The sequence below is a fragment of the Nitrospira sp. genome, assembly GCA_030692565.1.
Classification (GTDB): domain Bacteria; phylum Nitrospirota; class Nitrospiria; order Nitrospirales; family Nitrospiraceae; genus Nitrospira_D.
This window is the reverse complement of sequence record JAUYAO010000054.1, coordinates 23,451-49,460: the sequence shown is the minus strand read 5'-3', so window position 1 is coordinate 49,460 and position 26,010 is coordinate 23,451. Positions and strand designations below refer to the sequence as shown.

Genomic DNA, 26,010 nt, shown 5'->3' with positions numbered 1-26,010 from the left:
ACCCTCCTAGTTGGAGGGCTGCAGGGTAACCGAGTTTTCTAGTTTTGGCTGGTCTAGTTTTTCGGGAGGACGTCAACGATACCGGGACTGGACATTCGCCAACACGTCAATGGGTTCGTGGCCATGCGTATACGAAGAAGCCGAGAAACGCTCCCCGCTTTTTATGTGATAGCCCATTGTCGATTTCTGGTTTGCAGAACGACTATCCAACAGAGGCAGGTATCCGGCCCTGCGACATGCCACCTGTAACCCATTGGAGCACACCATGAAATACCTCTGTCTGGTCTATGTCGAAGAGAAGATCCTCCATGCCTTGCCAAACCATGAGCGGGTCGCCCTCTCGGACGAATCGATGGCCTACTGCGACCGGTTACAGAAGGTCGGCCAGCTGCTGGCGGCCTCCCCGCTCCATCCGGTCGAAACCGCCACAACCGTGCGGGTCCGCGAGGGGAAGGCCGCGACGACCGATGGGCCGTTTGCCGAAACGAAAGAACAGCTGGGCGGCTTTCTCATGCTCGATGTGCCGGATCTGAACGACGCGATCCGCATTGCCACGCATTTCCCCGCCGCCCGTTATGGCAGCGTGGAAGTCCGTCCGATGAAGGAACTCGGCTGCGCGTAATAGGCCTCCGCCATGAGCGATGACGCAACCACACAGGTCCGCACAAAAGCCGAGGAGGTGTACCGGTCCGAGTCGCGCCGGGTCCTCGCGACGCTTATCCGGCTGCTTAAGGATTTCGATCTGGCCGAAGAAGCCCTCCACGAGGCCTTCGCGGCGGCCATGGAGCAATGGGCGCGCGACGGCATTCCCGCCAACCCCCGCGCCTGGCTCGTCTCCACCGGCCGATTTAAAGCGATTGACGGTTTACGACGGCGCGCCCGTTACGATGCCTCGCTCACCGAGCTGGCCAAAGACATGGAAGCCGCGACCGGTGAGGCAACCGAACGAGAGGAGGACGGCATTGAAGACGACCGGCTACGGTTGATCTTCACCTGCTGCCATCCGGAGCTTAAGCCCGAGGCCCAACTGGCGCTGACGTTACGTGAAGTCTGCGGGCTCACGACCGAAGAGGTTGCCCGCGCCTTTCTCTCCTCCCCAACGACGTTGGCCCAGCGGATCGTCCGCGCCAAGGCGAAAATCCGCGATGCACGGATTCCCTACGAAGTGCCTCCGCCCGCCGAACGGCCGGACCGGCTGGATTCGGTCCTGCAGGTCATCTATCTCGTCTTCAACGAGGGATATTCTGCCTCCTCCGGCGCCTCGCTCACGCGAGCCGACCTCTCGGGCGAGGCGATCCGCTTGGGCAGACTACTACTGGAACTGTTGCCGGAACCGGAAGTCATGGGCCTGCTCGCGCTGATGCTGCTGCACGAATCGCGACGCCAAGCACGTACATCTTCCGAGGGAGAGATTGTGCTTCTGGACCAGCAGGACCGGTCGCGCTGGGATCGAGCCCTGATTGCGGAAGGCATCGCACTCATTGAACGGGCGCTCACCTCGCGGCGGTTCGGCCCCTACACCCTGCAAGCGGCGATCGCCGCCGTCCATGCCGAAGCGTCGAGCGCAGCTGCAACCGATTGGGCTCAAATCGTCGCCCTCTATGACTTATTGATGCGCGCGGCCCCCTCTTCGATCATTGAGCTCAATCGTGCGGTGGCCCTGGCGATGCGGGACGGCCCCGCCGCAGGCCTCGCGCTGGTGGACACCATCCTGGCGCGTGGCGAGCTGGGGGACTACCATTTGATCCACGCCACCAGGGCCGATTTCTGCCGGCGCTTGGGGCAGGCAGCGGACGCCCGCACCTCCTACGAACGGGCCCTCGCCCTAACAAAACAGGAGCCAGAACGGCGGTTTCTTGAGAAACGGCTGGCCGAGCTGGATTAACCGGAGTGCCTCTTGTCGATTTCGGACGCCGGGAACGACTAGAAGGTGAAAGGGAGAGGAGCGGCCATGAAATACCTGTTGTTAGTGCACCACAATGAAGAATCATTCAGCAAGATGAGTGAGGAGACCCGGCAAAGCATGCTGGCCGAATCGATCCAACTCTGTCACCAGCTGCATGGGAAGGGACAATATGTGCATGCCTCGCCGCTCCAACCCGTCGCTACCGCCACGGTTGTCCAGGTGCGTGACGGGAAACGGTCGGTGACTGATGGACCGTTCATCGAAACCCGCGAGCAACTCGCCGGCTATTTCCTGGTCGACGCACAGGATTTGGACGAGGCGATCGACGTCGCAGGACGGATTCCAGGCGCACGGATCGGAGCGGTGGAAGTCCGACCGCTTCGGGAGATTACCGGACTACCGGGGGAATTATACTGAGGACCCAGGAACAGGTCCTCCTGTCGATTTCTTAAGTCTCTATCGACTATACGGTAGCCGTTCAATCCTAAAGAGGAGACACTCCCATGCGATTCATGATCCTGGTCAAAGCCACCAAAGATTCGGAAGCGGGCGTCATGCCGAGCGAACAGCTTCTGACCGAAATGGGGCAATACAACGAAGAGTTGATGAAAGCCGGATTGCTGCTGGCCGGCGATGGACTCCACCCCAGCTCAAACGGAGCGCGGGTGCAATTCTCAGGGAACAGGCGTACGGTTATCGACGGTCCGTTCGCCGAAACCAGGGAGCTGGTCGCAGGATACTGGCTCTGGCAGTGTCGCTCAAAGGAAGAGGCCATCGAGTGGGTCACACGCTGCCCGAATCCGATGCCTGGCGAAGAGTCCGAGATCGAAATCCGCCAGGTGTTCGAAGCGGAAGATTTCGGGGCTGAGTTCACCCCTGAGCTACGGGAACAAGAAGACCGGATCCGGGCGCAGGCAGCGCACAACACATAGGGGGAAGTCATGCTGAAAACCATCGCCCTGATCGCCACGACCATGATTGCCGCCATCCTCATCTATGCCGCGACGAAACCTGATACGTTCCACGTCCAGCGTTCGGCCCACATCGCCGCACCGGCCGAGAACGTCTTTGGACTCATCAGCGATCTACATCAGTGGGCCGCCTGGTCGCCCTGGGAGAAGATGGACCCGGCGATGAAGAAGACCTATAGCGGCGCCCCCCAGGGGACGGGCGCCGCGCTCGAATGGGACGGCAATGCCGATGTCGGCACGGGACGCATGGAGATCGTCAGCGCGGTTCCTTCATCGCGGGTCGTGTTCAAACTCGACTTTCTGAAACCGTTTGAAGCCCACAACCAGGCCGAATTCACCCTGGAGGGTGGAGGGACTGCCACAACCGTGACCTGGGCCATGCATGGCCCTCAACCCTTCATGATGAAGGTCATGGATGTGGTGATGGGCATGGACAAGATGGTCGGAAAAGACTTTGAAACCGGCTTGGCCAATCTGAAACAATTGGCTGAGCAATAAACCAAGGAGGCCGCCATGCGTATGCTGAATTTCGTTAGCTCAACTCTGTGTTTACTACTCACTGTCTCGCCGGCCTTGGCCAAGGACAAGAAGGCGGAGAAAAAGATGGACCAGCAGGCCATGATGGAACTCTGGCAGAAGCTGGCCCAGCCAGGCGAGCCGCACAAATTGTTTGCCACACTGGCCGGAAGCTGGACCACCACGACCAAGGAATGGATGGAACCGGGCAAGCCCCCGACGGAATCGACCGGCACGGCGGAATCGAAGATGCTGTTGGACGGGCGCTTCCACTACCAGGAGTTCAACAGCCAGATGATGGGGCAGCCCTTCTCCGGTATCGGGATCGACGGCTACGATAACGTGACCAAGAAGTACGTGACGGCCTGGATCGATACGATGGGCACCGGGATCTTCATGATGGAAGGCACGGCTAGCGCCGACGGCAAGACCATCACGCTGAAGGGCTCACACCCCGAACCGGGCGGCGGGAAAATGTCGCATCGGGCCGTTTGGAAAATTCAGGACGCCAACAACCAAACATTTGAGATGTACGGGACGCACGGCCATGGCGGCAAAGAGATGAAGTTCCTGGAGATCGTGTATACGCGGAAACCGTGATGGTGCAGCATTGAAATAGATCGGGCAACATGCTTGACTAAGTGCTCAATGCCATCACCTAGGGAGGCCTCAGATGCAACGGACGATTGGAATGTTGAGTTTGGCCCTGATGCTGACCACGCTGAGCGGCTGCAGCTATCTCTTCTATCCGCGCGCCGGGGACTACGCGACGCAGGCCAAAGGCGCCAGCGGCGTCGAGACGATGATCAATCTCACGAATATGATGGAGGCCACGGCCGCCAAAGCCAAGGGCGGCAAGGGCGTGGACAACGCATTCGACGATCTCCACAACCAGCTCCATGCGCTGATGGATTCGTTCTGCGGCGTCACCAAGGAACAGGCCAAGACCCCGGCCTACGACCTGGCATTGACCCACAAGAAGGAACTCGGCGCTGTGTTCGGGCGTCTCTGGAAGTTCAAGGATGACCAACCACAGCGTGACCAGCACCTCGATCTGCTGAGTGCCGAACTAAAAGAATTGCGGGAGACGTTGCAAACCATAAAATAATCCGACGACGGAGGCCGGTCATGACACGCTCGACGACAACAGCCGGCAGCGGGGTCGTCACCCTGCTGATCGGCACCAGGAAAGGCGCGTTTACCCTCAAGAGCGACCGGGCGAGACGCACCTGGAAAGTCTCGCCCCCCAGATTCCTCGGCCACATCATCCACCACGTCGTAGCCGATCCGCGGGACCGGCGCACGATCTTGATGGCGGCCAGTACCGGCCATCTGGGACCCACGGTGTTTCGCTCCACCGATGCCGGAAAGACGTGGAAGGAATCCGCCGCGCCGCCGGCGTTTCCCAAAGTTTCGGAGAGCGAGAAAGGCCGTGCGGTGAATCACACCTTCTGGCTCACGCCCTGCCACGCGAACGAACCGAACGCCTGGTACGCCGGCACTTCGCCGCAGGGCTTGTTCCGGTCCGACGATGGAGGCGTCACCTGGAAGCCGTTCTCCTCCATCAACGACGATCCGCAGTACCGCGAGTGGATGGGCTCCGTGCAGGACGGCACACCCGACGGCCCGAAGCTGCACTCGATCATCGTAGACCCGCGCGATCCACGACATCTCTATTTCGCCATGTCCGGCGGCGGCGTGCATGAATCCGTCGACGGCGGAAAGACCTTCGCGCCGCTGATCCAGGGGCTCGACGTAGTGGAGGGATTCAGCCCCTCTGTCGTGACCTACCACGATCCCCACTGCGTGCGGCTCTGCCCGAGCAATCCGGATCGGCTCTATCAGCAGAACCATTGCGGCATCTACCGGCTCGATCGGCCCTCGAATACCTGGGTGCGGATCGGCAAGAACATGCCGAAGAAAGTCGGTGACGTCGGATTTCCCGTGATCGCGCATCCGCACAATGCGGACCAGGCTTGGGTATTCCCGATGGATGGCGCAACGGTCTGGCCGCGTGTGAGCCCGGATGGGAAACCCGCCGCCTATGTCACGCGCAACGCCGGGAAAAGCTGGACGCGCCAGGACAAAGGCTTCCCGCGATCGAATGCCTGGTGGACGGTGAAGCGTCAGGCGATGGCCAATGATAGGCACGAGGCAGTCGGGCTGTATGTGGGCACCACGCAGGGCGAAATCTGGGCGAGCCGGAACGAGGGAACGACCTGGACCTGTATCGCGCGGCATCTGCCGGAAATCTATTCAGTGGAAGCCGCAGCACTTGGACGATGACAGTCCACATCCCCAGTGCCTTGCAGTCCTATACGGCGCAACAGAGCGAGGTTCCAGTGGAAGGCGCTACGCTCACCGAGATGCTGGCCGCGCTGGACCGCCGTTTTCCCGGCATCCGGTTTCGCATCATCACGGAGCAGGATACGATCAGGCCGCACATCAGAATCTTTGTGAACGACGTGCAGTTCCAGGACTTGTCAGCGCCCCTCAGCAAGACCGATACTGTGTACATCGTCTGCGCCCTCAGCGGCGGATAATCGCGAGAGGAGAGATTATGCCAACCCCCGACAACGCTAAGCTCATCGAAGGTCAACGTCAGGATTGGAACCGCGTCGCCGGTGGATGGGAAAAGTGGGACCGCCTGTTCGACGAACAGATGGCCTTTTTGAATCATCGACTCGTCGCCGATGCCCGGCTTCATGCAGGGATGAATGTTCTGGATCTCGGCTCCGGCACCGGCTACCCCGCCTTACTGGGCGCACAAACCGTCGGAGTGACCGGACGTGTCACCGGAATGGATCTCGCGGAACAGATGCTGGCCGCCGCGGATCGAAAGGCCGCACGCCTCAGCCTGACCAATGTCTCGTTCAAAACCGGCGACGTGACGAGTCTCCCCTTTGAACCGAACTCCTTCGACGCCATCACCAGCCGCTTTTGCCTCATGTTCCTCCCGGAGATTCCGAAGGCCGCGGCAGAAATCGCGCGGGTCCTGAAACCGGGAAGCTGGGTCGCAGCCGCTGTCTGGTCTGCCTCTGAAAAAAATCCCTCGATCGGGCTCTCGATGGCCGCCATCAAGCAAGTGATCGAGCTGCCGCCGCCGGATCCAACCGCACCGGGCATTTTCCGATTGGCCAAACCGGGCGAGCTCGCCGGGATGTTTCAGCAGGCCGGACTAGTCGATGTGACGGATCACGAGTTCCTGGCGGAGTGGTCCTATGCCTCGGCTGACGAGTATTACACCAGCCTGATGGAGATTGCCGCGCCGGTGCAAAATCTCATGGCCAAGCTGACCGACACGCAAAAGCAGGACGTGAAACAGCGCATCACCCAAGCCGCGTCCAATTACACACGCGCTGGCCGGATTGTCTTCCCGATGGCGGTGCGAATTGTCGCGGGACGCAAACCGGTCTAGAACCGCTTTCACAATCTTCCTCCCCTTTGTAAGGGGGAGGCTGGGAGGAGTAGAGTCTCCGCCTGCGGCTCCTGCACAGTCGTCCGGACATAGCCTTGGTAGCCGGCTAGCGCTTCGACCTCCCCTACCCCTCCTTACGAAGGAGGGGGCAGACAGAGCATTAAGATATCGGAAACAGAATTTTGAGGTAGAGTCTAGTCTCATGGCCAAGACGGACGGCTTCAAGGATTTCGTGCTGGACCAGTTGGCTGACCTCCGGGGCCTGACCTGTCGCGCCATGTTCGGCGGCTATGGGATCCGCTATCGCGAGATGTTCTTCGGCATCATTCACAAAGGCCGGCTGTATTTCAAAGTCACGCCGGAGACTAGCGCGTCCTACCGCGCCCTGGGAGCGAAGCCCTTCCGCGTGACCAAGTCGATGACGCTCAAAACCTACTACGAAGTGCCGGCCGACATTCTTGAGGATGCCGCGCTGCTGGCTGAGTGGGCTGAGACCGCCAGTACCGTTCAGCGCCCTCAACCGGAGCGACGACGCGCCGCGTCCAAGACCCGCAACTCCAACCCAGCTCGAACAACCCGCGCCCGTTCATAGTCGACGGATCGGGCGAGCCCATAGCCGCCGGCTTGATGGGGACTTATAATGGTCCCAATGTCAGCCGGGATCAGTTCAATATTATCCTCTTTGCGCCTTGTCCAGGCACACATGGTCCATCATGTCCTGCTCCTGACAGCCTGCGTGCTTCTATTACTCGGCAATGGATCATTGGGAGCGGAGCCATCGCCTGCCCCCCTGCTCTGGCGTACGGTTCCGACCGTCAGTCCATCCGATCAACCCCTCCCTCCGAGGAAACCGTCGATTCTTCGCGAACGAGACATCGCCTTCGATGAGCTCCTGGTGAAAACGTTGAAAGATGCCGCAGCCAGGCCGCTCCCACCGATCGCGGTCGAGCTGTTCGACCTCGGGCGGTATGAGTTGGATGTGGTGTCCACCCTCTCGCGGATCAACGATACGAGCTTCATTCGCGGGCAGCTGAAGCCTCAAGACTCCGGCGAGTTTTCCCTCGTCCTCAACGGCGCCAGCGTGACAGGCACCGTTCACCTCGGGCCGCGCGTCTTCCAAATCGAGTCGCTTGGCAACGGACGTCACCGTTTGATCGAGATCGATCCGGAGCAAGAGTCGAAAGAGTAACGAGCGTGGAACCCCGATGCTGGCATGGCCGAACAACGCCCTCCTTCTGGCCGACGCGGTTCTCTTCATACATCTCGCCTTTGTTCTCTTCGTCCTGTTCGGCGGCTTGCTGGCGCTGAAGTGGCGGAACATCATCTGGTTCCATTTGCCTGCCGCAGCCTGGGGGGCCTTCATCGAGTTCAGCGGCTGGATCTGCCCGCTGACCCCGTTGGAAAATTGGTTGCGCGAAAGGGGCGGCGGATTGGGCTATGACGGTGACTTTGTCGGACGCTATCTGCTCATGCTCCTCTACCCGGATCATCTCACCCGCACCGGACAATTCGTCCTGGGAATCGTCGTGATGACGCTCAATCTGATGGTGTATGGGTGGCTGTGGAAACGCGGCCGTCTGATGAATTCCCACAAAGGTTCATGCGACTGAAGGAGACGGTCGGGAACGCAAGCATTACGAGCCTCACCTGAATTTGGATGCCTCTCCACACTGAGATTTTCTGATTCATCTGCCGTCCAGCCCTCTTTCGCTAAAAAGAGAGGGGGCCCCAGAAATTCGGACAGTGTGCTAAGTGGTAGCCTTGCTTAACCAACGCCCCCGAAGGGGGGGCGCACCAGAGGAGCGAGGCGATGAGGCGAACAAGACGCAATCATGGGGCGGCATTCAAGGCACAGGTGGCGTTTGCCGCGGTCAAGGGCGACAAGACGCTGGCGGAATTGGCGACACAATTTAGCGTGCATCCCACCCAAATCACGGAATGGAAACAGCACTTGCTGACGCGGGCCGTGGACGTGTTTGGCGGGACGAAGGCTCCGTCGGATGTGCCAGACCTCAAGGTCCTCCACGCCAAGATCGGGCAGTTGGCGCTGGAGAATGATTGTTTAGAAGGGGCGCTCATCAAAGCGGGCTTGCGGAGCGCAAAGCGATGATCACACGCACCCACGCACTCCCGGTGATACGGCAATGCCAGCTTCTAGAGCTGGCGCGCTCGACGGCCTACACGCAGCCTCGTCCAGTCTCCGCATCGGATCTGGCGCTGATGCGCCGAATCGACGAGCGGCATCTGACCGCTCCGTTTGCCGGAGCTCGGATGTTGCGCGACCTGGTGCGGGGCGAAGGTCACAGGATTGGGCGGAAGCGAGTACGCACCCTGATGGCCCGCATGGGCATCGAAGCGCTGTACCGCCAACCCCAGACCAGCCAGCGACATCCGGCGCATCGGGTGTATCCGTATCTGCTTCGTCATCTGGCGATCACTCGCCCCAACCATGTGTGGGCGGCAGATATCACGTACCTTCCGATGGCGCGGGGCTTGGTGTATCTCTTCGCGGTCCTGGACTGGGCGAGTCGCCGCGTGTTGGCGTGGCGGCTGTCCAACACGCTGACGACCGACTTCTGCATGGAGGCGGTCCAGGAGGCCCTGGCCCGCTATGGCACGCCGACCATCTTCAACACAGACCAAGGCTGCCAGTTCACGAGCCAGGAGTTCACGGGGTTGCTGAAAGACCATGGCATCCAGATCAGCATGGACGGCACCGGCTGCTGGCGGGACAACGTGTTTGTCGAACGGCTGTGGCGGAGCGTGAAGTACGAGGAGGTCTATTTGCGGGCCTATGACAGCATCAGCGCCGCTCGTCAGGGAGTGGGGCGGTACCTGACCTTCTATAACCAGACGAGGCCGCCCCGAGCGCTTGACGGCCAGACGCCCGAAGAGGTGTACTGCGACAACCTGACGACACGGCTCACGGCCGCGTCGTCAGACCACTGCGAGGCGCCACTTAAGAAATGGAATATGCTGTCCAACCAGCTGGGGCCACCTCTCCTTATGAATCCACTTGTTTTTTGGCTTAATGCTTCCAGTAGCTTTATCGCGGCCCAGCAAGTCCTGCAATGAACCGAAATAGACGAGTGGCGTCGTGGTGGAAACTCTTGTCGGGTCGCTGTCAGAATGGCGCGAGAGGAATTGCCAGCCGTCGAAGTCCACGTGGGATTCGAGGTCCGTCTGCCACGCATCCGCCACAGCAGGCTTGAAAGTCATCACCAGCACCCGCTTGGCCTTTAGTTTCTTGGCGAGCTGATAAGTGGTGAAGGTTTTACCGAAGCGCATCTTTGCGTTCCACAAGAAACGTGGCGCGGCATTTTTATTCTCTGCCCAAATCGAATTGAAGTAGTCAAAAGTCTTTTCGACAGCCTCGGTCTGTTCCCGCCGCATCGAGAAGGTTTCGTGATGCGTTCCCGTGAACTGCTGTCCGGTGCGAAGTTCAGTAAGAACGGTCTTCACGTCCTTGACCGAGCACCGTACCCACTCCAATTCGGTGTTCTCGAATCGCTTTTTGACGAGCGCCTCGCGGACGTCGTAGTCGCTAAAGATCGTGCCGTCGTCGCGCTCGCCGGCCACATCCAGCTCAATAGTGTAGTTTTTGATGTTGGCGGTCTTGAGTTGCTCGGCGATGCGCTGCTTCACGTCGCGCGTCGTCTGCCCCACCTTAAGGAGACCCTTGTGCGCCTCGTCCGCGATGGAGTAGGCGTAGATGCGGGGCCGGGCTTCCGGCTTCGGCTCAAGGATTTCCTCGATGGACTTACTCATCGTCGTCGGAAACCGCCTCGTCGGAATCGTCGCTTGTGAGATCCATCGGACGGACTATCTTCTCGATGAAGACGATCTCACTGGCGGTGAGCGCATATTTTTCGTAGAGATCCTCGTCCGTCCACTGCCTGGTCCACTTCTGGGTCGGCACGAACGTGTAAACCTTGCGCGTTGTGTGTTGGGATGGCTTGTGCAAAAGAATAAGGAGGCGAGTCAGTCGACAGGAGAGGTAGGACAGAACGCTCTCGGCCTCGGCCTGGGAGTCAAAAGGACCAATGCAGAGATACGTCTCCGACGAGATGCTGCCTCGATCCCCGACGAATGGCGTACTGATAATTCGATGCGGATAAGTGTCCTTGTTACCGGTCCTCGGCGCAGCATAGCTTGCGAAAAGCTTCCACTTGTCGATGAGGTCAGTGCCAGTCGTGATAGAGCTGTGTGTATCCCGTACCGCCGTTCTGATAGACCAACACGTCACCGGCGCGCTTAGATGCCCTACCCTTGAACGTTGTCTCTAGCCCGAACGGCTTTCTGGAACTAACCAGTCGGTCGAAACGCCTATTGTCAGGCAGGGACAGCGATTGCGACTGTCCACTCTCGACAGCAACGACCTTCCTGAAGATCGCCAGCCCTTCATTGAAGCGGATGAACACGTCCGCACCCTCTTCGAGAAGCGGGCGAGTGGTGGTCGAATCAGGCCAGTCCTTGAAGTGGGTTGTGACTCGGCAGGGCCCAGGATTGTCCCGGTCCCAGAGGAAGTAGCAAACGCCGCCCTTGAGGCCCACCCCCGGGAAGACGTCCGACGCGCTGAGATAGTCGTCAATTGAGCGCAAGCGATCGTCGGCGAGCATAGACTCTCTGAACTCATCCAGCCCCTTCCCGCCGGCGAACCAACGGGCGGGAATGACGAGTGACAGATAGCGCGGTTCGAGCTTTTTCGCCTGTTCTACAAAGAGGTGGTAGATCGGCGCCGCGCTCTTACCGTAGCCGCCGTCGTCCAATTGGTACGGCGGGTTGCCTATGATCACGTCGAATTGCATATTGCCTCCAAACAACTTGGTCACCCAAGTCTTGATATCGTTGGTGTGAATGAACGCGTACGCATGGGTTTCAAGCTCTTCACCACGGTCCAATGCTTTCTGACTTGCGCCGCAATACGTGCACTTGCCATTTACCCACGCGTGTTTCATGCGCTCGAACCAGATGTTGCCCGCATCGCTGGCGAAGCCCTTGGCGATGGAGTGCGTGCCCTTGGCGTGCTTCGAGCAATAGACACTCCGGCGTGCAAGTAAGCTGGTGAGGTGCGTGATGCCGATGCCGAACACCTGCTTGGTCAGGATGTGATCGACGCGTTCTTGGAGATCGGGAATTTTCTTCTCCAACCCTTTGGTGAGACGGCTGGTGATCTCGCGTAGAAATACGCCGGTTTTCGTGCAGGGGTCCAGGAACTTCACCGTCTTGTCGGCCCAGATGTTCACGCCGCCGTTGTTGGCGGCCCACGTTTCGGCCAGCGTGTCCAGCATCCTGTTCGCGAGCTCCGGCGGTGTGAACACCTTGTCGTTGGAGAGGTTGGCGATGCACGTCAGCACATCCGGGTTACGGCCGCGGAGTGTGAAGGCGGCTTGCTCGCTCATGCGTGCGTCCCCAGCACGAAGCGAGCGTGTTCAATACGCAGCATCTGGTAGGGCGTCATAAACCGCACGCCCAGGCCCACGCAGGCATCGGGTATTTTGATCCGGTTAGGCGAGTTGGACGGATGTTCGTGGGTCACGATCACATGATTGCCAGCCAGCGCGTGCGCAATCAGATAGAAGTCCGCCACTTGCAGAAAGGTGTTGATAGCGGCCGGTGTGTATTGCTGCCCCGTAGCCCAGGTGCTGACCTGGGTAAACTGCGGCGCCAGTGTCGGAGGCGTTCGCCGAAAGAGCGCATCGCCGTGGTTTCTGGCCCAGTCCGACAACTCGTCCTGGCCCGCCTCGATTTCATCGGCCACTTTGTCGATGGTGAACACCGATCCCGTGTTGCCCTTGTGCACCAGCCAGTCCCAGAACGCCGGGCAGAAATCCAGACCGTAGTGCAGGTTCTTCGCGGACATGAACACATTGGCGTCCAGCAGATAGCTCACGCCGTCACTCCCAGCTCGCGCGCCGCTTCGTAGAACGTGGCCGTCTTGCGCATCCCCAGCATGCGGAAGGCATCTGGAAACGAGGTCAACCCCTCCAGCGTGCTGGATACGATGGCGCGGGCAAAGCGCTTGCTGGTGCGCGCGCCCAGGCTGTGATAGAAGTCGCCGCCACTGCTGCTGCGTTCCTTCAGCGTGCGCAGCCGCTCCTGTTCCTCCCGGTAGTGCTGCCACAGCGCAACCTGGCTAATGAAGCCTGCGTCGAACAGGCGGCGCAAGGCCACCAGCGTGCTGACCTTAAACTCGCGTGCCAACCGCTGGATTTCGTCCGGAATCGGCGCATCAGGCTGGTGCGCTGCTCGCAGCTCCGCCATGGGCATCAGCAGTTCCGCCGCGACCTGGTTGCACCAGCGCTCGGTTTGCTGCTCGGGCACCTGCCCCACCTGCGTGTCCGACACGCCCGTTGCGCCCAGCCACACATGGGCCAGCTCATGCGCCAGCGTGAACATCTGCGCGGCCTTGCTGTCAGCGCCGTTCAAGAAGACCAGCGGCGCAAGGCTGTCCGCCAGCGCGAAGCCGCGAAACTCACCCACGTCCAGCTTGCGGTGGCTGTTGCTGCCCACCACGGAACTCACCATCACCATCACCCCGGCGTCTTCGGCCTTGGCGATCAACTGGCGCAACGCATCCGCCCAGGTGGGCATTTGGCGACGCGCCTCGGCGGACAAACTCAGCGTCTCGCGCAGACGTTGTGCCACCACCTCCGGCGCTTCCTGCAACCTGGCGCTGCCGACGAATGGCAAGGCCGGCAAGCCGTGCATACGGGCATGGTTGCGGTACCACTCCTGCCGTTGCTGGCATAGGTAAAGGGTGTCCAGCAGGTTGCTGCTGGGTTCGGCGAGCGCCTCGTCGCGCAGGATGCGAAAGTCCGGCACCGGCAGTGCCAGCGCGGGCGGCTGGGGCAGAAAAAAGTAGCCGATGGCGGTGTGCGTGAGGCGCGCGAAGTCTTCCAGTTGCTTGAGCGTGGGCTGAGCTTCGCCACTGAGCCACAAGGGCCACTTGTTGAAACGTGCCACCAAGTCGCTGTCGTCAAAGCGCGCGCGTTTCGCCGCCCAGCGAAGCACAGGTATGGAAGCAGCCACCGTCGTCATGCCTCCTCCCTAGGAGATGGGGCAAGTGCCACGTGCATAAACCCGGTGGCCAGCTCGCTCACCGTCATCGGCGGGTAGATCTTGGTCGGCATAAAGATTTCATGTTTTCCGAGGTTGGCAAAGAGGTCTCCCTCCGCACTGTAGGCCGACGCCTGCGTGAGTATGTCCAAGCGAAAATCTCGCCGCTGAAACTTCCCCTTGCCGAGGTAGCCCCACTCCGCAAAGGTGATCGGCTGGCCATCGCTGGTGCGCATCGACAAGGCGTCACCGTGGATGAGGTTCTGCGAAAGCACATAGAAAGCGGCCTGATACAGGTTATCCGACTCCTCGAGATTCAGATAGTCGGCTAGGATCTCCAGCATGTTAGAGCGGCACTCGGCGATGTTATCCGCCAAGATCTCAATCCCGTAGGTACACATCAGGGCGAGAAGAGCGTAGTGCCGCTTTTCAAAGTCGGACTTTCCAAACTTGAGTTCGACGGCAGCAAGCTTGCGCTGCAGAATCCGAACGAGGAAGTTCCCGCTCCCGCACGCCGGCTCCAAGAATCGGGAGTCAATGCGCTCGGTCTCGCCCTTGACGAGATCGAGCATTGCTTCGACCATCCACGATGGCGTGAACACTTCCCCGTGGTCAGAGACGCGTTGTTTGGACTTGACTAGGCTCATGGGTAAAACCATTCGGGGCACAGATCGTAGCCGTGCGGACGACAGCGGCAAAGGCGCTCAGCAAAGCGCACGAAGATGGGGCCGAGAGTGAGGCCGGAATATTCTTGCGGCTTGAGCCAGGAGCTGGCGTGGAATTGGCCCGTGGCGTCCCAGAGGCGCTTCCTACGGGTGACCGTGGCAGTATCTTTTTCAGTGTGTGCAAGCCAACGCAAGAAGCATCTCCTTGAGGTTATTGCGGGCTAACAGTGTTTAGTCCGACCCGCATAAGAGCCGGATCCACCAATTCTGTTCGTAAACCATACGCCATGACCGTTGCTGTTTCAATGAATTGCGACTGCGGGGCTATGTATCGCTGAGGCAAATACTGGTGTCGGGAGCTATTCTCAGTGCCGCTGTCAGCTGACAATCCCACTCACCCCTTACACCGCTCTTCGCTTGGACGAACGTGTAGTCGAACGTAATTTACGAGGTCGCGAAACCTGGACTTGCAGGTTCAGCCCCAACGCACCCATGACTCTCAGAACCGTATCGAACCCCGGGCTTCGGTCGCCGGAGAGCGCCTTGTACAGGCTCTCACGCGACAGTCCTGCTTCCCGCGCTACTTTCGCCATCCCCTTGGATCGCGCGACATTGCCCAAGGCCTTGGCGATGAACGCGGCATCGCCATTGGCTTCCTCGAACGTCGCCTCCAGATACGCCGCCACATCCTCAGGCGATCTCAGATGGTCCGCCGTGTCATACCGGATTGTCGTTGTCTTCCTCATCGTCACCCCTCCAAATTCCTCGCGAGCCGGAGCGCTCGTTGAATGTCGGCCTCCTGGGTCCGTTTATCTCCACCGGCCAACAGAACGATGACCTCTTCCCCTCGCTGTATGAAATACACCCGATACCCAGGTCCGTAGTCGATCCGCATTTCCGATACGCCCTCCCCGACCGGCTTGACGTCTCCGGGATTACCGTCTGCCAGCCGCTCGACCCTGACAAGGACGCGTGCTCGCGTGCGCACATCACGCAAACCGTCCAACCACCTGGCGAACACCCGTGTTGTGCGGATCTCGAACATAACCAAATGTAGCCATACGGCTACAGCTTGTCAATCAGGACTCCTCCGAGGTGCGGTACGGCCCTGCGGTCAGTCGTTCGGCCGACTATCGACATTGACTAGGTGACAATCAGGCGTCAATCATCCCTCCCCGATCCCCCCGGCAATATACCGATTGACCCGACAAGCAAAGGATTGGTACATACAGCCATCACATACCTTCTTGCCACACCATGACGAGGCCGCCATGCCGATAGATGAAATCGAGAAAAAAGTCAGTGACCGTTACGCCAAAGCCGCCAGCACGGGCGAGCAGATGTGCTGCCCGACCAGTTATGACATGGCGAACCTCAAATCGTTCATCCCAGAAGAGGTCCTCAAGATTTCGTATGGGTGCGGTACCCCGGCCGGACTGAACACAGTGAGCGCCGGAGAGACGGTCTTGGACATCGGATCAGGCGGCGGGATCGACTGTTTCGAAGCCTCGCGGCTTGTTGGCCCGACCGGGCGAGTGATCGGCATCGACATGACCGATACGATGCTGGAGATCGCCCGCAAAAATGCGGTCGTGGTCGCCACCAATCTCGGCTATCCCGCGTCCAATGTCGAGTTCCGCAAGGGGATGGCCGACGCGATGCCGGTCACCGACGACACCATCGACCTGATTATTTCGAACTGCGTGATCAACCTGGCTCCCGACAAGCGGAAAGTCTTTCGCGAGATGTTCCGCGTGGCCAAGCCGGGCGGGCGGTTCACGATTTCCGACATCGTCGCGGACCAGCCCGTGCCGCAATACCTGGTGCATGATGCGGAGAAGTGGGGCGACTGTTTATCCGGCGCGCTGACGCTGACTGACTATATGGCCGGGATGACGGAGGCCGGTTTTGTCGGACTGCATCTGATCAAGTCGTCCCCCTGGCAGCGAATCGACGGCATTCATTTCTTCTCCGTCACCTTGACCGGCTACAAGCTTCCCGCTGAAACGGCCGTGCGCCCGGCGCGCTACGCCACGCTTCGCGGCCCCTTCAGCCGCGTGGTGGATGAACGAGGCACGCCTTACATGCGCGGGATCCCCCAGCCGCTCACTCCGGAGCTGGCCGCCCTGCTGAGCCGGCCCCCCTTCGCCGCGCTGTTCGTATTCTCCGAGGCTCCCCTGTGGCTCAACCGGGAGGATCCGCGATGGACGGCTGTGTTTCCCGAACAGGTCCCTTGCACCTGGAAAGGCGACTACGCCCTCATGGCTGGCCCGTTTCTCGAAGCACACGATGATGACCACCATGTCTTCCGCCGCGGCGAGCCGGTTGAAATCTGCTCAAAAACGCTCAAGGTCCTTGAAGCTGAAGGCTACGCGCCGCACTTTGCCATTCTCAATCGCGCCAGCCAGCCCGTGGGCGGCGATGCGGTGAATTGCGCCCCGGCTGGCGGGTGCTGCTAAAGACGATGGCGCTTACCCTCATAGGCCGTCACAACCCCCTCGCTTCGTCGACTGAGCAGCTTCGCATTCTCGACGAGACGGCCGGCGTCACTCCGTTTGCAACCCGTCTCACCGAAGCCGGGTTGCCTTCATTTCAGGCCTCCGGGATCACGGTCTTCCAAATCAACGTTGGCAAACTCTGCAATCAGACCTGCCGACATTGTCACGTGGATGCCGGGCCCGACCGCACGGAGAGCATGTCGCGGGAAACGGCGGAGCTCTGCATCGCCGCCTTGGCACAGACCGATATTCCCACCGTCGACATCACCGGCGGGGCGCCGGAACTGAATCCGAATTTTCGGTGGTTGGTCGAGCACGCCCGCGCGCTGGGACGTCATGTGATGGATCGCTGCAATTTGTCGGTGCTGCAAATCCCCTCGCAGTCCGACCTCGCGGAATTTCTCGCCGCTCACCGCGTGGAAGTGATGGCCTCCTTGCCCTACTATCGGGCGAGTCAGACCGATGCGCAGCGCGGCGAAGGCATCTTCGACAAATCCATCGATGCGCTTCGACTCTTGAACAAGCTCGGATATGGACGAGAGGGAAGCGGGCTACTGCTCAATCTGGTGCATAATCCGGTGGGCGCTTTCCTGCCGCCGAAGCAGGATGCGATCGAAGCCCAATTCAGGAAGGAACTTCGCGCCAGGCATGGCGTAGAATTCAATCACCTCTACACCATCACCAACATGCCGGTGAGCCGGTTTTTGGAATTTCTGGTCGAGAGCGGCAACTATGACGGCTACATGGCGCGACTGGCCAATGCCTTTAATCCGGCTGCCGCGACAGGAGTCATGTGCCGCTATACGCTCTCGGTAAGCTGGGACGGCAAACTCTACGACTGCGATTTCAACCAGATGCTGGAGCTGCCGGTGGATCACGGGGCGCCGGGCCACATTCGTGACTTTGATCCGGCCCTCCTCAATCAGCGACGGATCGTCACCCGCAACCATTGCTATGGCTGCACGGCCGGATCCGGCTCCTCGTGCGGCGGATCCGTAGCATCGTAATCTCACAAGAACTCTCCGCACTCCCATTTTCTCATATGAAATCACACGCGACATCCTGACGAGGCCTCAGCCTGGCGGTTGCGTCGCAGGATCCACTCTGCTAGAGTGACGTCTCGTCACGACAACCCACTATCCCCCAAAACATCTATGGTCTGGAACCCCAACGATCCCTGGAATAAAAAGAACGATAAGCTCGACGATGCGCTGAAACAGGCGCAGTCGCAGCTGCAAGGGCTCATCCCGTCCGGCGGAATGAAAGGTCTGCTGCTTGTGGGATTGCTGGTCTTTGTCGCCTGGCAGAGTGCGTTCATTGTCGCCCCGGATGAAGAAGGGGTCGTCAAACGATTCGGCATCCCCGTTCGGACGGTTGGCCCCGGTCCGCACGGCAAGATTCCCCTGATCGAATCGGTCCTGCAGCCAAAAGTTGAAAAACTTCACCGTATTGAAGTGGGATTCCGTACAGACCGGCAGGGGCGCCAGCAAATGCTGGCACAAGAAGCCTTGATGCTCACCGGCGACATGAACATCCTGGCCATTGAGTTCATCGTGCAATATAAGATTAAGGAGTCTGCGAACTATCTGTTCAGCGTCGCAGAAATCCACGAGACGATCGGCAAAGCCGCCGAGGCCGCCATGCGGGAAGTGGTCGGTAAGGGTAAGATCGACGAAGCCTTGACGACCGGCAAAGCCCAAATCCAGCAAGATACCATGGTCCTTCTCCAGTCCCTTCTCGACCAGTATCAGTGCGGCGTCCAGATCGCAGCCATCCAACTCCAGGATGTCAGTCCTCCCGAAGCCGTGGCGGCTGCGTTCAAGGATGTGACGAATGCGAAGGAAGATCGGGAGAAACTGATCAACCAGTCTCAAAGCTATCGCAACGACATTCTGCCCAAAGCCAAAGGCGAAGCGGCGCAGGTCGTGAACCAGGCCAAGGGCTACGCCCAGGCGCGACTGAATCGCGCACAGGGAGAAGCCAACCGGTTCGTCGCCACGCTCAAAGAATACAACCAAGCCAAAGACATCATCAGCAAGCGACTCTATATTGAAACGATGGAAGAGATTTTGCCCAATATCGACAAGGTGATCATCGACGGAAAAGGCGGAGAGCGCGTCCTCCCCTATCTCCCGCTCGATCGACTCAAGTCGCGCACCAACGCTTCCGCGGAGGAGCAGAAGCCATGACGAAGCAAGGCCTGACTATCGCAGTGCTCGTCGTTGTCGGAGGCCTGTTTTTACTCGGGGCCTCACCGCTCTTCATCGTCGATATCACCCAGAACGCGATTGTGGTCGAACTCGGGAAACCGAAACGCAATCTCACCGAGCCGGGGCTCTATGTCAAAGTGCCGTTTATTCAAGAGGTCACCTACTTCGATAAGCGCTTGCTGGACTATGACTCAGAGGCGCAAGATGTGATCACGCAGGATAAGAAAACCCTTCTTCTTGATAACTACGCCAAATGGCGGATTGTCGACCCCCTCAAGGTCTACCAGAGCTTCCAAACCCAGCGTGGCGCGCTGCAACGGCTCAACGACATTATCTATTCTGAACTCCGGGTCGAACTTGGGCGCCATGAACTCCTGGAAATCGTCGCGGATCACCGAGCCGATCTCATGAAAATCGTGACCCAGCGATCACATGAGAAAGCCTCCGCCTATGGGATCGAGATTCAAGATGTGAGAATCAAGCGCGCAGACCTCCCCGAGCAAAACGAGAAAGCCGTGTTCGCCAGAATGCAGGCTGAACGTGAACGTCAGGCGAAGCAATACCGCGCAGAAGGCGCTGAGGAAGCGCAAAAGATTCGGTCCGAAGCGGAAAAAGACCGCGAGATCATTCTCGCGCAGGCGTACAAAGAGTCTGAGGAACTACGCGGCGCAGGCGATGCCAAGGCTTTCAAGGTTTACGCGGATGCCTATCGGCAAGATCCGAAGTTCTTTGAATTCACCCGCTCAATGGAAGCCTACAAGAAGACGTTCAAAGATAAGTCGACCCTGGTGATGAGCCCGGATTCAGAGTTCTTCCGCTACCTGAGACAGCGCTAACGCCCGCTACGAAAGCCCGACAATTTCTCCGCTCACCGGATCCAGGTCAATCCGTTCGCCGGCCGGTTTCTTCGGTAATCCCGGCATCAACTGAATCCCCGAGCAGACCGCGGTCACGAATCCGGCTCCCGCGAGAATGCGCAATTCTTTGATCGGAACCGTAAAGCCCGCAGGTCTTCCCTTCAGCGCCGGATCATGCGACAAGGACAACGGCGTCTTCGCCATACAAACGGGGAGCTCCCCAAATCCTAGAGACTCGGCCGCGTCAATCTGACGCTCCGCCTCGGGCTCAAAACTGACTCCCGCTGCCCCATACATCTTCGTGGCGATCGTTTCGATCTTCCTTCTAATTGGCCACTTCACATCGTAGAGATGCGTAAAGTTCGCGGGCTGTTCCACTGCACGAACCACCGCATCGGCCAGTCGTTCAGCGCCTCGCCCTCCATCAGCCCAATGAGTCGAGACTGCGGCATCGATCGCGCCAACTTCCCGAGACCGGTTCCGCACCCACTCCAATTCGGCAGGAACATCGTCTTTAAACGCGTTCACCGCAACAACGACCGGGATGCCATGAGCGCGCGCGTTGGCGATATGTTGTTCCAGATTCGCAAAGCCCTTCTCCAGGGCTGGCATGTTGGGCCCGGTCAATCCAGAGGGTAACGGCGCACCTGCTTTGGCGACTCCTCCGCCGCCATGCAGCTTCAGGGCTCGTAAGGTCGCCACCACGACAGCAGCCGCAGGCTTGGATCCTGACACGCGACACTTGATGTTGAAAAATTTTTCGGCGCCCAGGTCACTCCCGAATCCGGCCTCTGTGACGACGTAATCTGCACACTTGAGCGCCACGGCATCGGACAGAATGGAGCAATTGCCGTGGGCGATATTGCCGAACGGACCGGTGTGCACAAACGCCGGCGTTCCTTCCAAGGTCTGCACCAGGTTAGGCAGCAAGGCATCCTTCAATAAAACCGCCATCGCCCCAGCACAACCCAGTTCCTCTGCAGTTCCGACGGCACCGGATTGCTTCAATCCCACCATGATCCGGCCAAGCCGTTGGCGGAGGTCTGCTTGACTCGATGCCAAGGCCAACACGGCCATTATTTCAGAGGCCTCGGTAATCACAAACTGGCCCCTATGCCGCTGGGTCTCTTCCCCTATCATCACTTGGCGGAGCGCCCGGTCGCTGACTCCCAACGTTCTGGGCCAGGTGATTCGCTCTATATCAAAGCCACATTCATTGCCGTGGAAGAGATGATTGTCCAGGAAGGCGGAAAGGAGATTGTGGCTCGCAGCAACCGCGTGAGCATCGCCGGTAAAATGTAGATTGATCTCCTCCATGGGCAGCACCTGAGCATGGCCGCCCCCGGTACCCCCACCCTTAATTCCAAATACCGGACCAAGGGAGGGCTGCCGAAGGGTCACCGCCGCACGCTTACCTAACCGTGAGAGCCCCATAGCCAGCCCAATCGATGTCGTCGTCTTTCCTTCGCCGAGAGGAGTTGGGTTAATCGCTGTCACCAAAATATACCGCCCTAACGGGCGAGCCTTGAGGCGACCCAAAGCCCGCAATGAGATTTTTGCCTTGTTTGAGCCGAATATTGCGATTTCGTCGGCTTGGAGACCCAGTTGTTCAGCAATATGGAGAATGGGGCGAGGTCGAACGGATCGGGCAATTTGGAGGTCAGTCACAATACCCCTGTCAGACTACGATGTGAACGAAGGATGTACTGCGTAACGTACACCACACCTCTACGAGGAGGCTAGAGGGGGAAGAGCAGAAAAAAAGCGGGCTCGCGGTATCCCACGAGCCCGTCATAGAAGACAATATGGAGAGCCCTGAAAGGCCTACTCAAGAATATACTTGTTGGGGTCAAGCGCCTGCCCGTTGACCTTAACCATGTAGTGAAGATGCGGGCCAGTTGCCAAACCAGTGCTTCCCACTAACCCCACCACATCACCACGCTTCACCCGCTGCCCCTCCTTGACGAGGGATTTTGCCAAGTGACCATAAACCGTTTCAATCCCAAATCCATGGTCGAGTCGCACTAAATTGCCGAGCTTCGGATCAAACCCGACTGATGTGACTCTGCCTTGCGCTGGAGCCTGCACCGGGGCGTTGGCCGCAGCTCCAATATCAAGCCCATCATGCCACGCTGGCTTCTCCGTGAAGGGAGAAATACGAGGCCCAAAGCCAGAAGTCACCCAGCCCTTGACCGGCCAAATTGAGGGGGTAGCAGCCCATCGTGATGACCGCTGTTCAGCAGCCTGAGACAATTCGTTGAGAATCTGCTCCTGGCTAGTCGCTTCCCGAGACAACCACTCAAGTCCATCTTTAACAGAGGCAACCGCAGCTTCAGTATCTTTTTCACCTATGAGTGGTGCCGTTTGGCCAATTCCAACGGCAGACATCGCCCCATTATTGTTGGATAACGATGCGGCCTCATCTGATCCCTTTCCATTCGCCGAACCAGGAACCAGACTTCCTTCAGGCAAAGGAGTCTCTTCTCCACCTCGACCGTTGGCCATGTCACCGGACTTTGGAACTTCAATACCCAACATGACCCTGAGGCGTTGATTTACCTCTTTCATTGCCCCAATTCTCTTTTTCAAGTCATCAACCGCTGAAGAGAATGCCGCGGTCTGTTCCCGGGCGCTCATAGCCTCCGAGCGGAACGCGGAAAGCTCCCAGACTTCCCCAGTCCTGATGACATAGTGGGAGACAACAAGAAGATCGGCAATGATAATAATACATCCAACTATCAATAACTTACGAACGAATTTTCTCGGGAAACTAAAACGAATGGGTTTTGCCGTAGAGCCACGAAAAATTACGACTGTGTAGGCGTCACTGCTTTCCTGGTTTTGCGTTTGCCCCATGATGTTCACTCCCTCAATCTTGGGAGACCCTGACTCAGCTAGATACTGTCGCAGTCTACCCGTCTCTTCCTGAAGGGTCAACCCTTTTGATAGTAATGAAATCCGAGCTCGCCAACGTCTCTCACGCCACTACCTATTGGCCACTTCTCTCGTCACCCACTCTATATATTGTGATGACCCACAAACTAACGGAATGGCAATTACTTCAGGCAATTCATAAGGATGCAGCTGCTTTATCTTCTGCTCGAGCTTTCGGTATCGGAGCCTTGTAGTCTTCATGACTAGAATGGCCTCTTTCTCCTGAACTAGCTTGTCCTTCCACTGGTACATTGAGAGAATCCCAGGAATGACATTCACACAAGCGGCCAAGCGAGAAGTCAAAACTGCTCTTGATATCCGACTTCCTTCCTTCAAGCTAGGAACTGTCACAAAAACTACAATTATCTCACTCTTGGCAATCGGCATACTTAATCTCAAGAAGGGCTACTGAGTCATAACCAAACCATCAAATATTCAAACTTGAACCGGTATGTTCAACTGATCTAACATCATTTCTTAATAAAGAACGCAACTTCTATACCCCTACAACTATCGACAGACTATTCATGCATTCAGTAAAATCCATATGTTACAGTCTATCTGCCTGCTCATCTCCGCACCACCTATCGATAAAGTGTAATAACTGAAGCAGGCTGTCCACATTCTTGACAAGGATGTCAAAAAATTGTCGCTTTCCCCCAGACCGATAACTTGGCCAATTCGACAAAACAGAGCCCATAATGATTGATTGGACTCAATAGCTCATGAATTTGACAGGCATTTCGAGAGTCCCTTATGATGCAACCCCTAGTTCAAGAGGAGGATTTTGATGAGTTATTCCATTGGAGTGAAAGAACTGAAGACCAGACTCGATCAGGGCGATAAACTCGTTCTCCTGGACGTAAGGGAACCATGGGAGCATGCCTTGGCAAAACTGGAAGGGTCAATACTCATCCCCTTGGGCACACTGCCCCAGGCTCTGACTAAGCTGGATAAAAACACGGAGATCATCGCCTATTGCCATCACGGCATGCGAAGTGCTGACGCAACAGGCTTCTTGGTTCAGCAGGGGTTTGCTAACGTAAAAAACCTAGTAGGCGGAATAGATGCCTGGTCGATTCAGGTAGATAACGCAGTTCCGCGCTACTAAAAACCCCGGCCAGGCTTGCCAAATCTCCCACTGTGCATCAGGGCATTGCGATGCGGGAAGCGGATCATCTGAAGCTTCCCGCTAGCTCATCTTTTCCCTAAAAAATGCTACGGTTCGCTTCAACCCGTCAGGGAGATCCACCTTCATCTCCCAACCAAGCGCTTGTCGAATTTTAGCAGGATCGACAAGGCTCCTTAGTTGCTCCCCCTTTTTAGCGGGTCCATGCACTTCTTTTGATGTAGCGCCCGTCAAAGTTGCCAGCAACCTGAACAACTCATTGATGGACGTCTCGACGCCTGTACCGACGTTGTAAACCCCCTGAGTCTCCTGCCCCATTGCGGCAAGATTCGCCTCGGCTACATCGTCCACAAACACGAAATCTCTCGTCTGGCGCCCGTTCCCGTTGATGATGGGCTGCTCATTGTTCAACATCTTTTGGATAAAGATGGCCACAACGCCCGCCTCGCCCTCCGGATCCTGCCTTGGCCCATACACGTTGGCGTACCGCAGACTGACCGTTTGAATACCGCTGGTACGCTGGAAGTACGACAAGTAATGCTCCCCGCACAACTTACTGATTCCGTATGGCGAGAGCGGGTTCGTTGGATGGCTCTCCGGAGCAGGAAACATATCTTGCTCGCCGTAAATGGCCCCGCCCGAAGAGGAAAACACCACCTTCCTCGCCCCATGCTGAACCGCCTGATGCACCACATTCATCGTACCGAGAATATTTACCTGCGCGTCAAATACAGGGTCCGCAACAGAGTTTCTCACGCTCACCTGCGCGGCCAAGTGGATGACAACATTGGGCCGCTCATTTCGAAAGACCCGCTCCAACCGTGAGCTCTGAATATCTAATTTATACAGATTCGCCGCACGATTCACATTCTTCCGCTTTCCCGTGGAAAGATTATCCACGACGACAACGTCGTGCCCTTCCTCTACCAGGCGATCGACCACGTGCGAACCAATGAACCCGGCACCACCTGTCACTAAGACCTTCATGCAGTCCTCCAACGCTTCACACGCCACCGCTCAAATCTGACTCTTTCTTAGCATAAACGTTTTTATTAAACTCGAAAATACTAAGAAACTCGAGGTTCCCCTTCTTCCCGCGGATCGGAGAATCAAGAGTCGCCTTCTGAGTTAGTCCAAGCCCTTCAGCACAAGCCAGAATCCGTTGCAGCACGGCCTGCCGCTGCGCCTCATCACGAACGATTCCCCCGCGACCAACCTGCCCCTTTCCCACTTCGAATTGCGGTTTCACAAGAGCGACTACGATCGCCCCCGGCAGAAGAAACTGGATGATGGGAGGGAGAACCATGGTCAGTGAGATAAACGATACGTCGATGACCACGAGAGAGATCGGCTCAGGGATGAGCGTTCGATCCACATAGCGAATGTTCGTCCGCTCATGCAAAATGACCCGCGGATCTTGGCGAAGACGCCAGTCAAACTGTCCATATCCAACGTCCACGGCATACACCCGCGCCGCGCCGCGTTGCAGCAAACAATCGGTGAATCCTCCCGTAGAACACCCGACATCAAGGCAAACGGCTCCCTGCGCGTCAATGGCACAGGCCTCAAGAGCGCCAATAAGCTTCTCCCCACCCCGGCTCACGAACCGAGTCCCATGAGTAACTACGTCAATCGCCGAATCAAGCAGAACTAACTTTGCAGGCTTATCGGAAAGAACTCCATCAAGCCGAACTTCTCCGGCAAGTATCATCCGAACCGCCACATCCCGACTTTGAGCAAGCCCTCGCGCGACCAGCACTCGGTCGAGCCGATCTTTCACCGGGCGTACTTGATTGACCATGGTTGAATACGTAAGCGGACTATGTGTGAACCATCCGACCGGATGC

At 58.1% G+C, this 26,010-nt stretch carries 30 protein-coding genes and 1 pseudogene; 19 read left to right on the top strand and 12 right to left on the bottom strand.

Annotated elements, in window-relative coordinates:
• Positions 1-265: 265 nt before the first annotated feature.
• The 14 genes and pseudogenes from Q8N04_14355 to Q8N04_14290 all read left to right on the top strand — a co-directional run bounded on the left by Q8N04_14355 (position 266) and on the right by Q8N04_14290 (position 9,712).
• Complete coding sequence (locus tag Q8N04_14355) at positions 266-622, top strand: YciI family protein (GenBank protein ID MDP3091859.1); 357 nt, start codon at positions 266-268, stop codon at positions 620-622.
• A gap of 12 nt (positions 623-634) precedes the next feature.
• Entirely contained in the window at positions 635-1,885 is a 1,251-nt protein-coding gene (locus tag Q8N04_14350) for an RNA polymerase sigma factor (GenBank protein MDP3091858.1), read from the top strand.
• A 66-nt stretch (positions 1,886-1,951) separates the two neighbouring features.
• Positions 1,952-2,323: a YciI family protein gene (locus tag Q8N04_14345; GenBank protein ID MDP3091857.1), complete on the top strand. Its 372-nt coding sequence runs from the start codon at positions 1,952-1,954 to the stop codon at positions 2,321-2,323.
• Positions 2,324-2,409: 86 nt separating this feature from the next.
• Positions 2,410-2,838, top strand: coding sequence for a YciI family protein (locus Q8N04_14340; protein ID MDP3091856.1), 429 nt, complete (start codon positions 2,410-2,412; stop codon positions 2,836-2,838).
• A gap of 9 nt (positions 2,839-2,847) precedes the next feature.
• Positions 2,848-3,375, top strand: coding sequence for an SRPBCC family protein (locus tag Q8N04_14335; GenBank protein MDP3091855.1), 528 nt, complete (start codon positions 2,848-2,850; stop codon positions 3,373-3,375).
• A 15-nt stretch (positions 3,376-3,390) separates the two neighbouring features.
• A complete protein-coding gene (locus Q8N04_14330) occupies positions 3,391-3,993 on the top strand; it encodes a DUF1579 domain-containing protein (protein ID MDP3091854.1) in 603 nt (200 codons plus the stop codon).
• Positions 3,994-4,066: 73 nt separating this feature from the next.
• Positions 4,067-4,501, top strand: coding sequence for a hypothetical protein (locus tag Q8N04_14325; GenBank protein MDP3091853.1), 435 nt, complete (start codon positions 4,067-4,069; stop codon positions 4,499-4,501).
• Between the two features lie 20 nt (positions 4,502-4,521).
• Complete coding sequence (locus Q8N04_14320) at positions 4,522-5,679, top strand: sialidase family protein (GenBank protein ID MDP3091852.1); 1,158 nt, start codon at positions 4,522-4,524, stop codon at positions 5,677-5,679.
• Positions 5,676-5,936 carry a MoaD/ThiS family protein gene (locus tag Q8N04_14315; GenBank protein ID MDP3091851.1) on the top strand — a complete coding sequence of 87 codons (261 nt, stop codon included), beginning with the start codon at positions 5,676-5,678 and terminating at the stop codon, positions 5,934-5,936. Before Q8N04_14320 ends, Q8N04_14315 begins: the two co-directional genes overlap by 4 nt.
• A 17-nt stretch (positions 5,937-5,953) precedes the next feature.
• Positions 5,954-6,811: a methyltransferase domain-containing protein gene (locus Q8N04_14310; protein MDP3091850.1), complete on the top strand. Its 858-nt coding sequence runs from the start codon at positions 5,954-5,956 to the stop codon at positions 6,809-6,811.
• Between the two features lie 202 nt (positions 6,812-7,013).
• A complete protein-coding gene (locus tag Q8N04_14305) occupies positions 7,014-7,403 on the top strand; it encodes a TfoX/Sxy family protein (protein MDP3091849.1) in 390 nt (129 codons plus the stop codon).
• A 111-nt stretch (positions 7,404-7,514) separates the two neighbouring features.
• A complete protein-coding gene (locus tag Q8N04_14300; GenBank protein ID MDP3091848.1) occupies positions 7,515-8,000 on the top strand; it encodes a hypothetical protein in 486 nt (161 codons plus the stop codon).
• Between the two features lie 16 nt (positions 8,001-8,016).
• Positions 8,017-8,421, top strand: coding sequence for a DUF2784 domain-containing protein (locus Q8N04_14295; GenBank protein MDP3091847.1), 405 nt, complete (start codon positions 8,017-8,019; stop codon positions 8,419-8,421).
• Between the two features lie 200 nt (positions 8,422-8,621).
• Positions 8,622-9,712, top strand: a pseudogene (locus tag Q8N04_14290) (IS3 family transposase).
• A gap of 36 nt (positions 9,713-9,748) precedes the next feature.
• Here Q8N04_14290 and Q8N04_14285 read toward each other — a convergent pair.
• The 8 genes from Q8N04_14285 to Q8N04_14250 all read right to left on the bottom strand — a co-directional run bounded on the left by Q8N04_14285 (position 9,749) and on the right by Q8N04_14250 (position 15,580).
• Positions 9,749-10,579, bottom strand: a complete 831-nt coding sequence (locus Q8N04_14285) for a GIY-YIG nuclease family protein (protein MDP3091846.1) — start codon at positions 10,577-10,579, stop codon at positions 9,749-9,751.
• Positions 10,572-10,730: a hypothetical protein gene (locus Q8N04_14280; protein MDP3091845.1), complete on the bottom strand. Its 159-nt coding sequence runs from the start codon at positions 10,728-10,730 to the stop codon at positions 10,572-10,574. The genes Q8N04_14285 and Q8N04_14280 overlap by 8 nt, the downstream gene beginning before the upstream one ends.
• A gap of 262 nt (positions 10,731-10,992) precedes the next feature.
• Positions 10,993-12,213, bottom strand: a complete 1,221-nt coding sequence (locus tag Q8N04_14275) for an Eco57I restriction-modification methylase domain-containing protein (protein ID MDP3091844.1) — start codon at positions 12,211-12,213, stop codon at positions 10,993-10,995.
• Positions 12,210-12,704, bottom strand: a complete 495-nt coding sequence (locus Q8N04_14270; GenBank protein MDP3091843.1) for a DUF4411 family protein — start codon at positions 12,702-12,704, stop codon at positions 12,210-12,212. The genes Q8N04_14275 and Q8N04_14270 overlap by 4 nt, the downstream gene beginning before the upstream one ends.
• Entirely contained in the window at positions 12,701-13,852 is a 1,152-nt protein-coding gene (locus Q8N04_14265) for an ImmA/IrrE family metallo-endopeptidase (protein ID MDP3091842.1), read from the bottom strand. The genes Q8N04_14270 and Q8N04_14265 overlap by 4 nt, the downstream gene beginning before the upstream one ends.
• On the bottom strand, positions 13,849-14,517 hold the full coding sequence (locus Q8N04_14260) for an N-6 DNA methylase (GenBank protein MDP3091841.1): 669 nt from the start codon (positions 14,515-14,517) through the stop codon (positions 13,849-13,851). Before Q8N04_14260 ends, Q8N04_14265 begins: the two co-directional genes overlap by 4 nt.
• Positions 14,518-14,936: 419 nt before the next feature.
• A complete protein-coding gene (locus Q8N04_14255; GenBank protein MDP3091840.1) occupies positions 14,937-15,281 on the bottom strand; it encodes a putative addiction module antidote protein in 345 nt (114 codons plus the stop codon).
• 2 nt (positions 15,282-15,283) lie between these two features.
• Positions 15,284-15,580, bottom strand: a complete 297-nt coding sequence (locus Q8N04_14250; protein ID MDP3091839.1) for a type II toxin-antitoxin system RelE/ParE family toxin — start codon at positions 15,578-15,580, stop codon at positions 15,284-15,286.
• Positions 15,581-15,806: 226 nt separating this feature from the next.
• Here Q8N04_14250 and Q8N04_14245 point away from each other — a divergent pair, with 226 nt between their 5' ends.
• From Q8N04_14245 to hflC, 4 genes are all read left to right on the top strand, one after another.
• Positions 15,807-16,994, top strand: coding sequence for a methyltransferase domain-containing protein (locus Q8N04_14245; GenBank protein MDP3091838.1), 1,188 nt, complete (start codon positions 15,807-15,809; stop codon positions 16,992-16,994).
• Between the two features lie 5 nt (positions 16,995-16,999).
• Positions 17,000-18,040 carry an arsenosugar biosynthesis radical SAM protein ArsS gene (gene arsS / locus Q8N04_14240; protein ID MDP3091837.1) on the top strand — a complete coding sequence of 347 codons (1,041 nt, stop codon included), beginning with the start codon at positions 17,000-17,002 and terminating at the stop codon, positions 18,038-18,040.
• A gap of 147 nt (positions 18,041-18,187) precedes the next feature.
• Complete coding sequence (gene hflK / locus Q8N04_14235; GenBank protein ID MDP3091836.1) at positions 18,188-19,222, top strand: FtsH protease activity modulator HflK; 1,035 nt, start codon at positions 18,188-18,190, stop codon at positions 19,220-19,222.
• Entirely contained in the window at positions 19,219-20,079 is an 861-nt protein-coding gene (gene hflC / locus Q8N04_14230; protein MDP3091835.1) for a protease modulator HflC, read from the top strand. The genes hflK and hflC overlap by 4 nt, the downstream gene beginning before the upstream one ends.
• Positions 20,080-20,085: 6 nt before the next feature.
• Here the strand turns inward: hflC and Q8N04_14225 are convergent, their stop codons facing one another.
• Both Q8N04_14225 and Q8N04_14220 read right to left on the bottom strand, forming a co-directional pair.
• Entirely contained in the window at positions 20,086-21,768 is a 1,683-nt protein-coding gene (locus tag Q8N04_14225) for a formate--tetrahydrofolate ligase (GenBank protein ID MDP3091834.1), read from the bottom strand.
• A gap of 156 nt (positions 21,769-21,924) precedes the next feature.
• Positions 21,925-22,956, bottom strand: a complete 1,032-nt coding sequence (locus Q8N04_14220) for a peptidoglycan DD-metalloendopeptidase family protein (protein MDP3091833.1) — start codon at positions 22,954-22,956, stop codon at positions 21,925-21,927.
• An 868-nt stretch (positions 22,957-23,824) separates the two neighbouring features.
• Between Q8N04_14220 and Q8N04_14215 the strand changes: the two genes are divergently transcribed.
• Positions 23,825-24,145, top strand: a complete 321-nt coding sequence (locus Q8N04_14215) for a rhodanese-like domain-containing protein (GenBank protein ID MDP3091832.1) — start codon at positions 23,825-23,827, stop codon at positions 24,143-24,145.
• 81 nt (positions 24,146-24,226) lie between these two features.
• Here Q8N04_14215 and Q8N04_14210 read toward each other — a convergent pair whose 3' ends face one another.
• The gene (locus tag Q8N04_14210) at positions 24,227-25,150 is read right to left on the bottom strand and encodes an SDR family oxidoreductase (protein MDP3091831.1); all 924 of its coding nucleotides are present in this window, start codon (positions 25,148-25,150) and stop codon (positions 24,227-24,229) included.
• 16 nt (positions 25,151-25,166) lie between these two features.
• A complete protein-coding gene (locus Q8N04_14205; GenBank protein MDP3091830.1) occupies positions 25,167-25,964 on the bottom strand; it encodes a TlyA family RNA methyltransferase in 798 nt (265 codons plus the stop codon).
• Positions 25,965-26,010 lie beyond the last annotated feature (46 nt).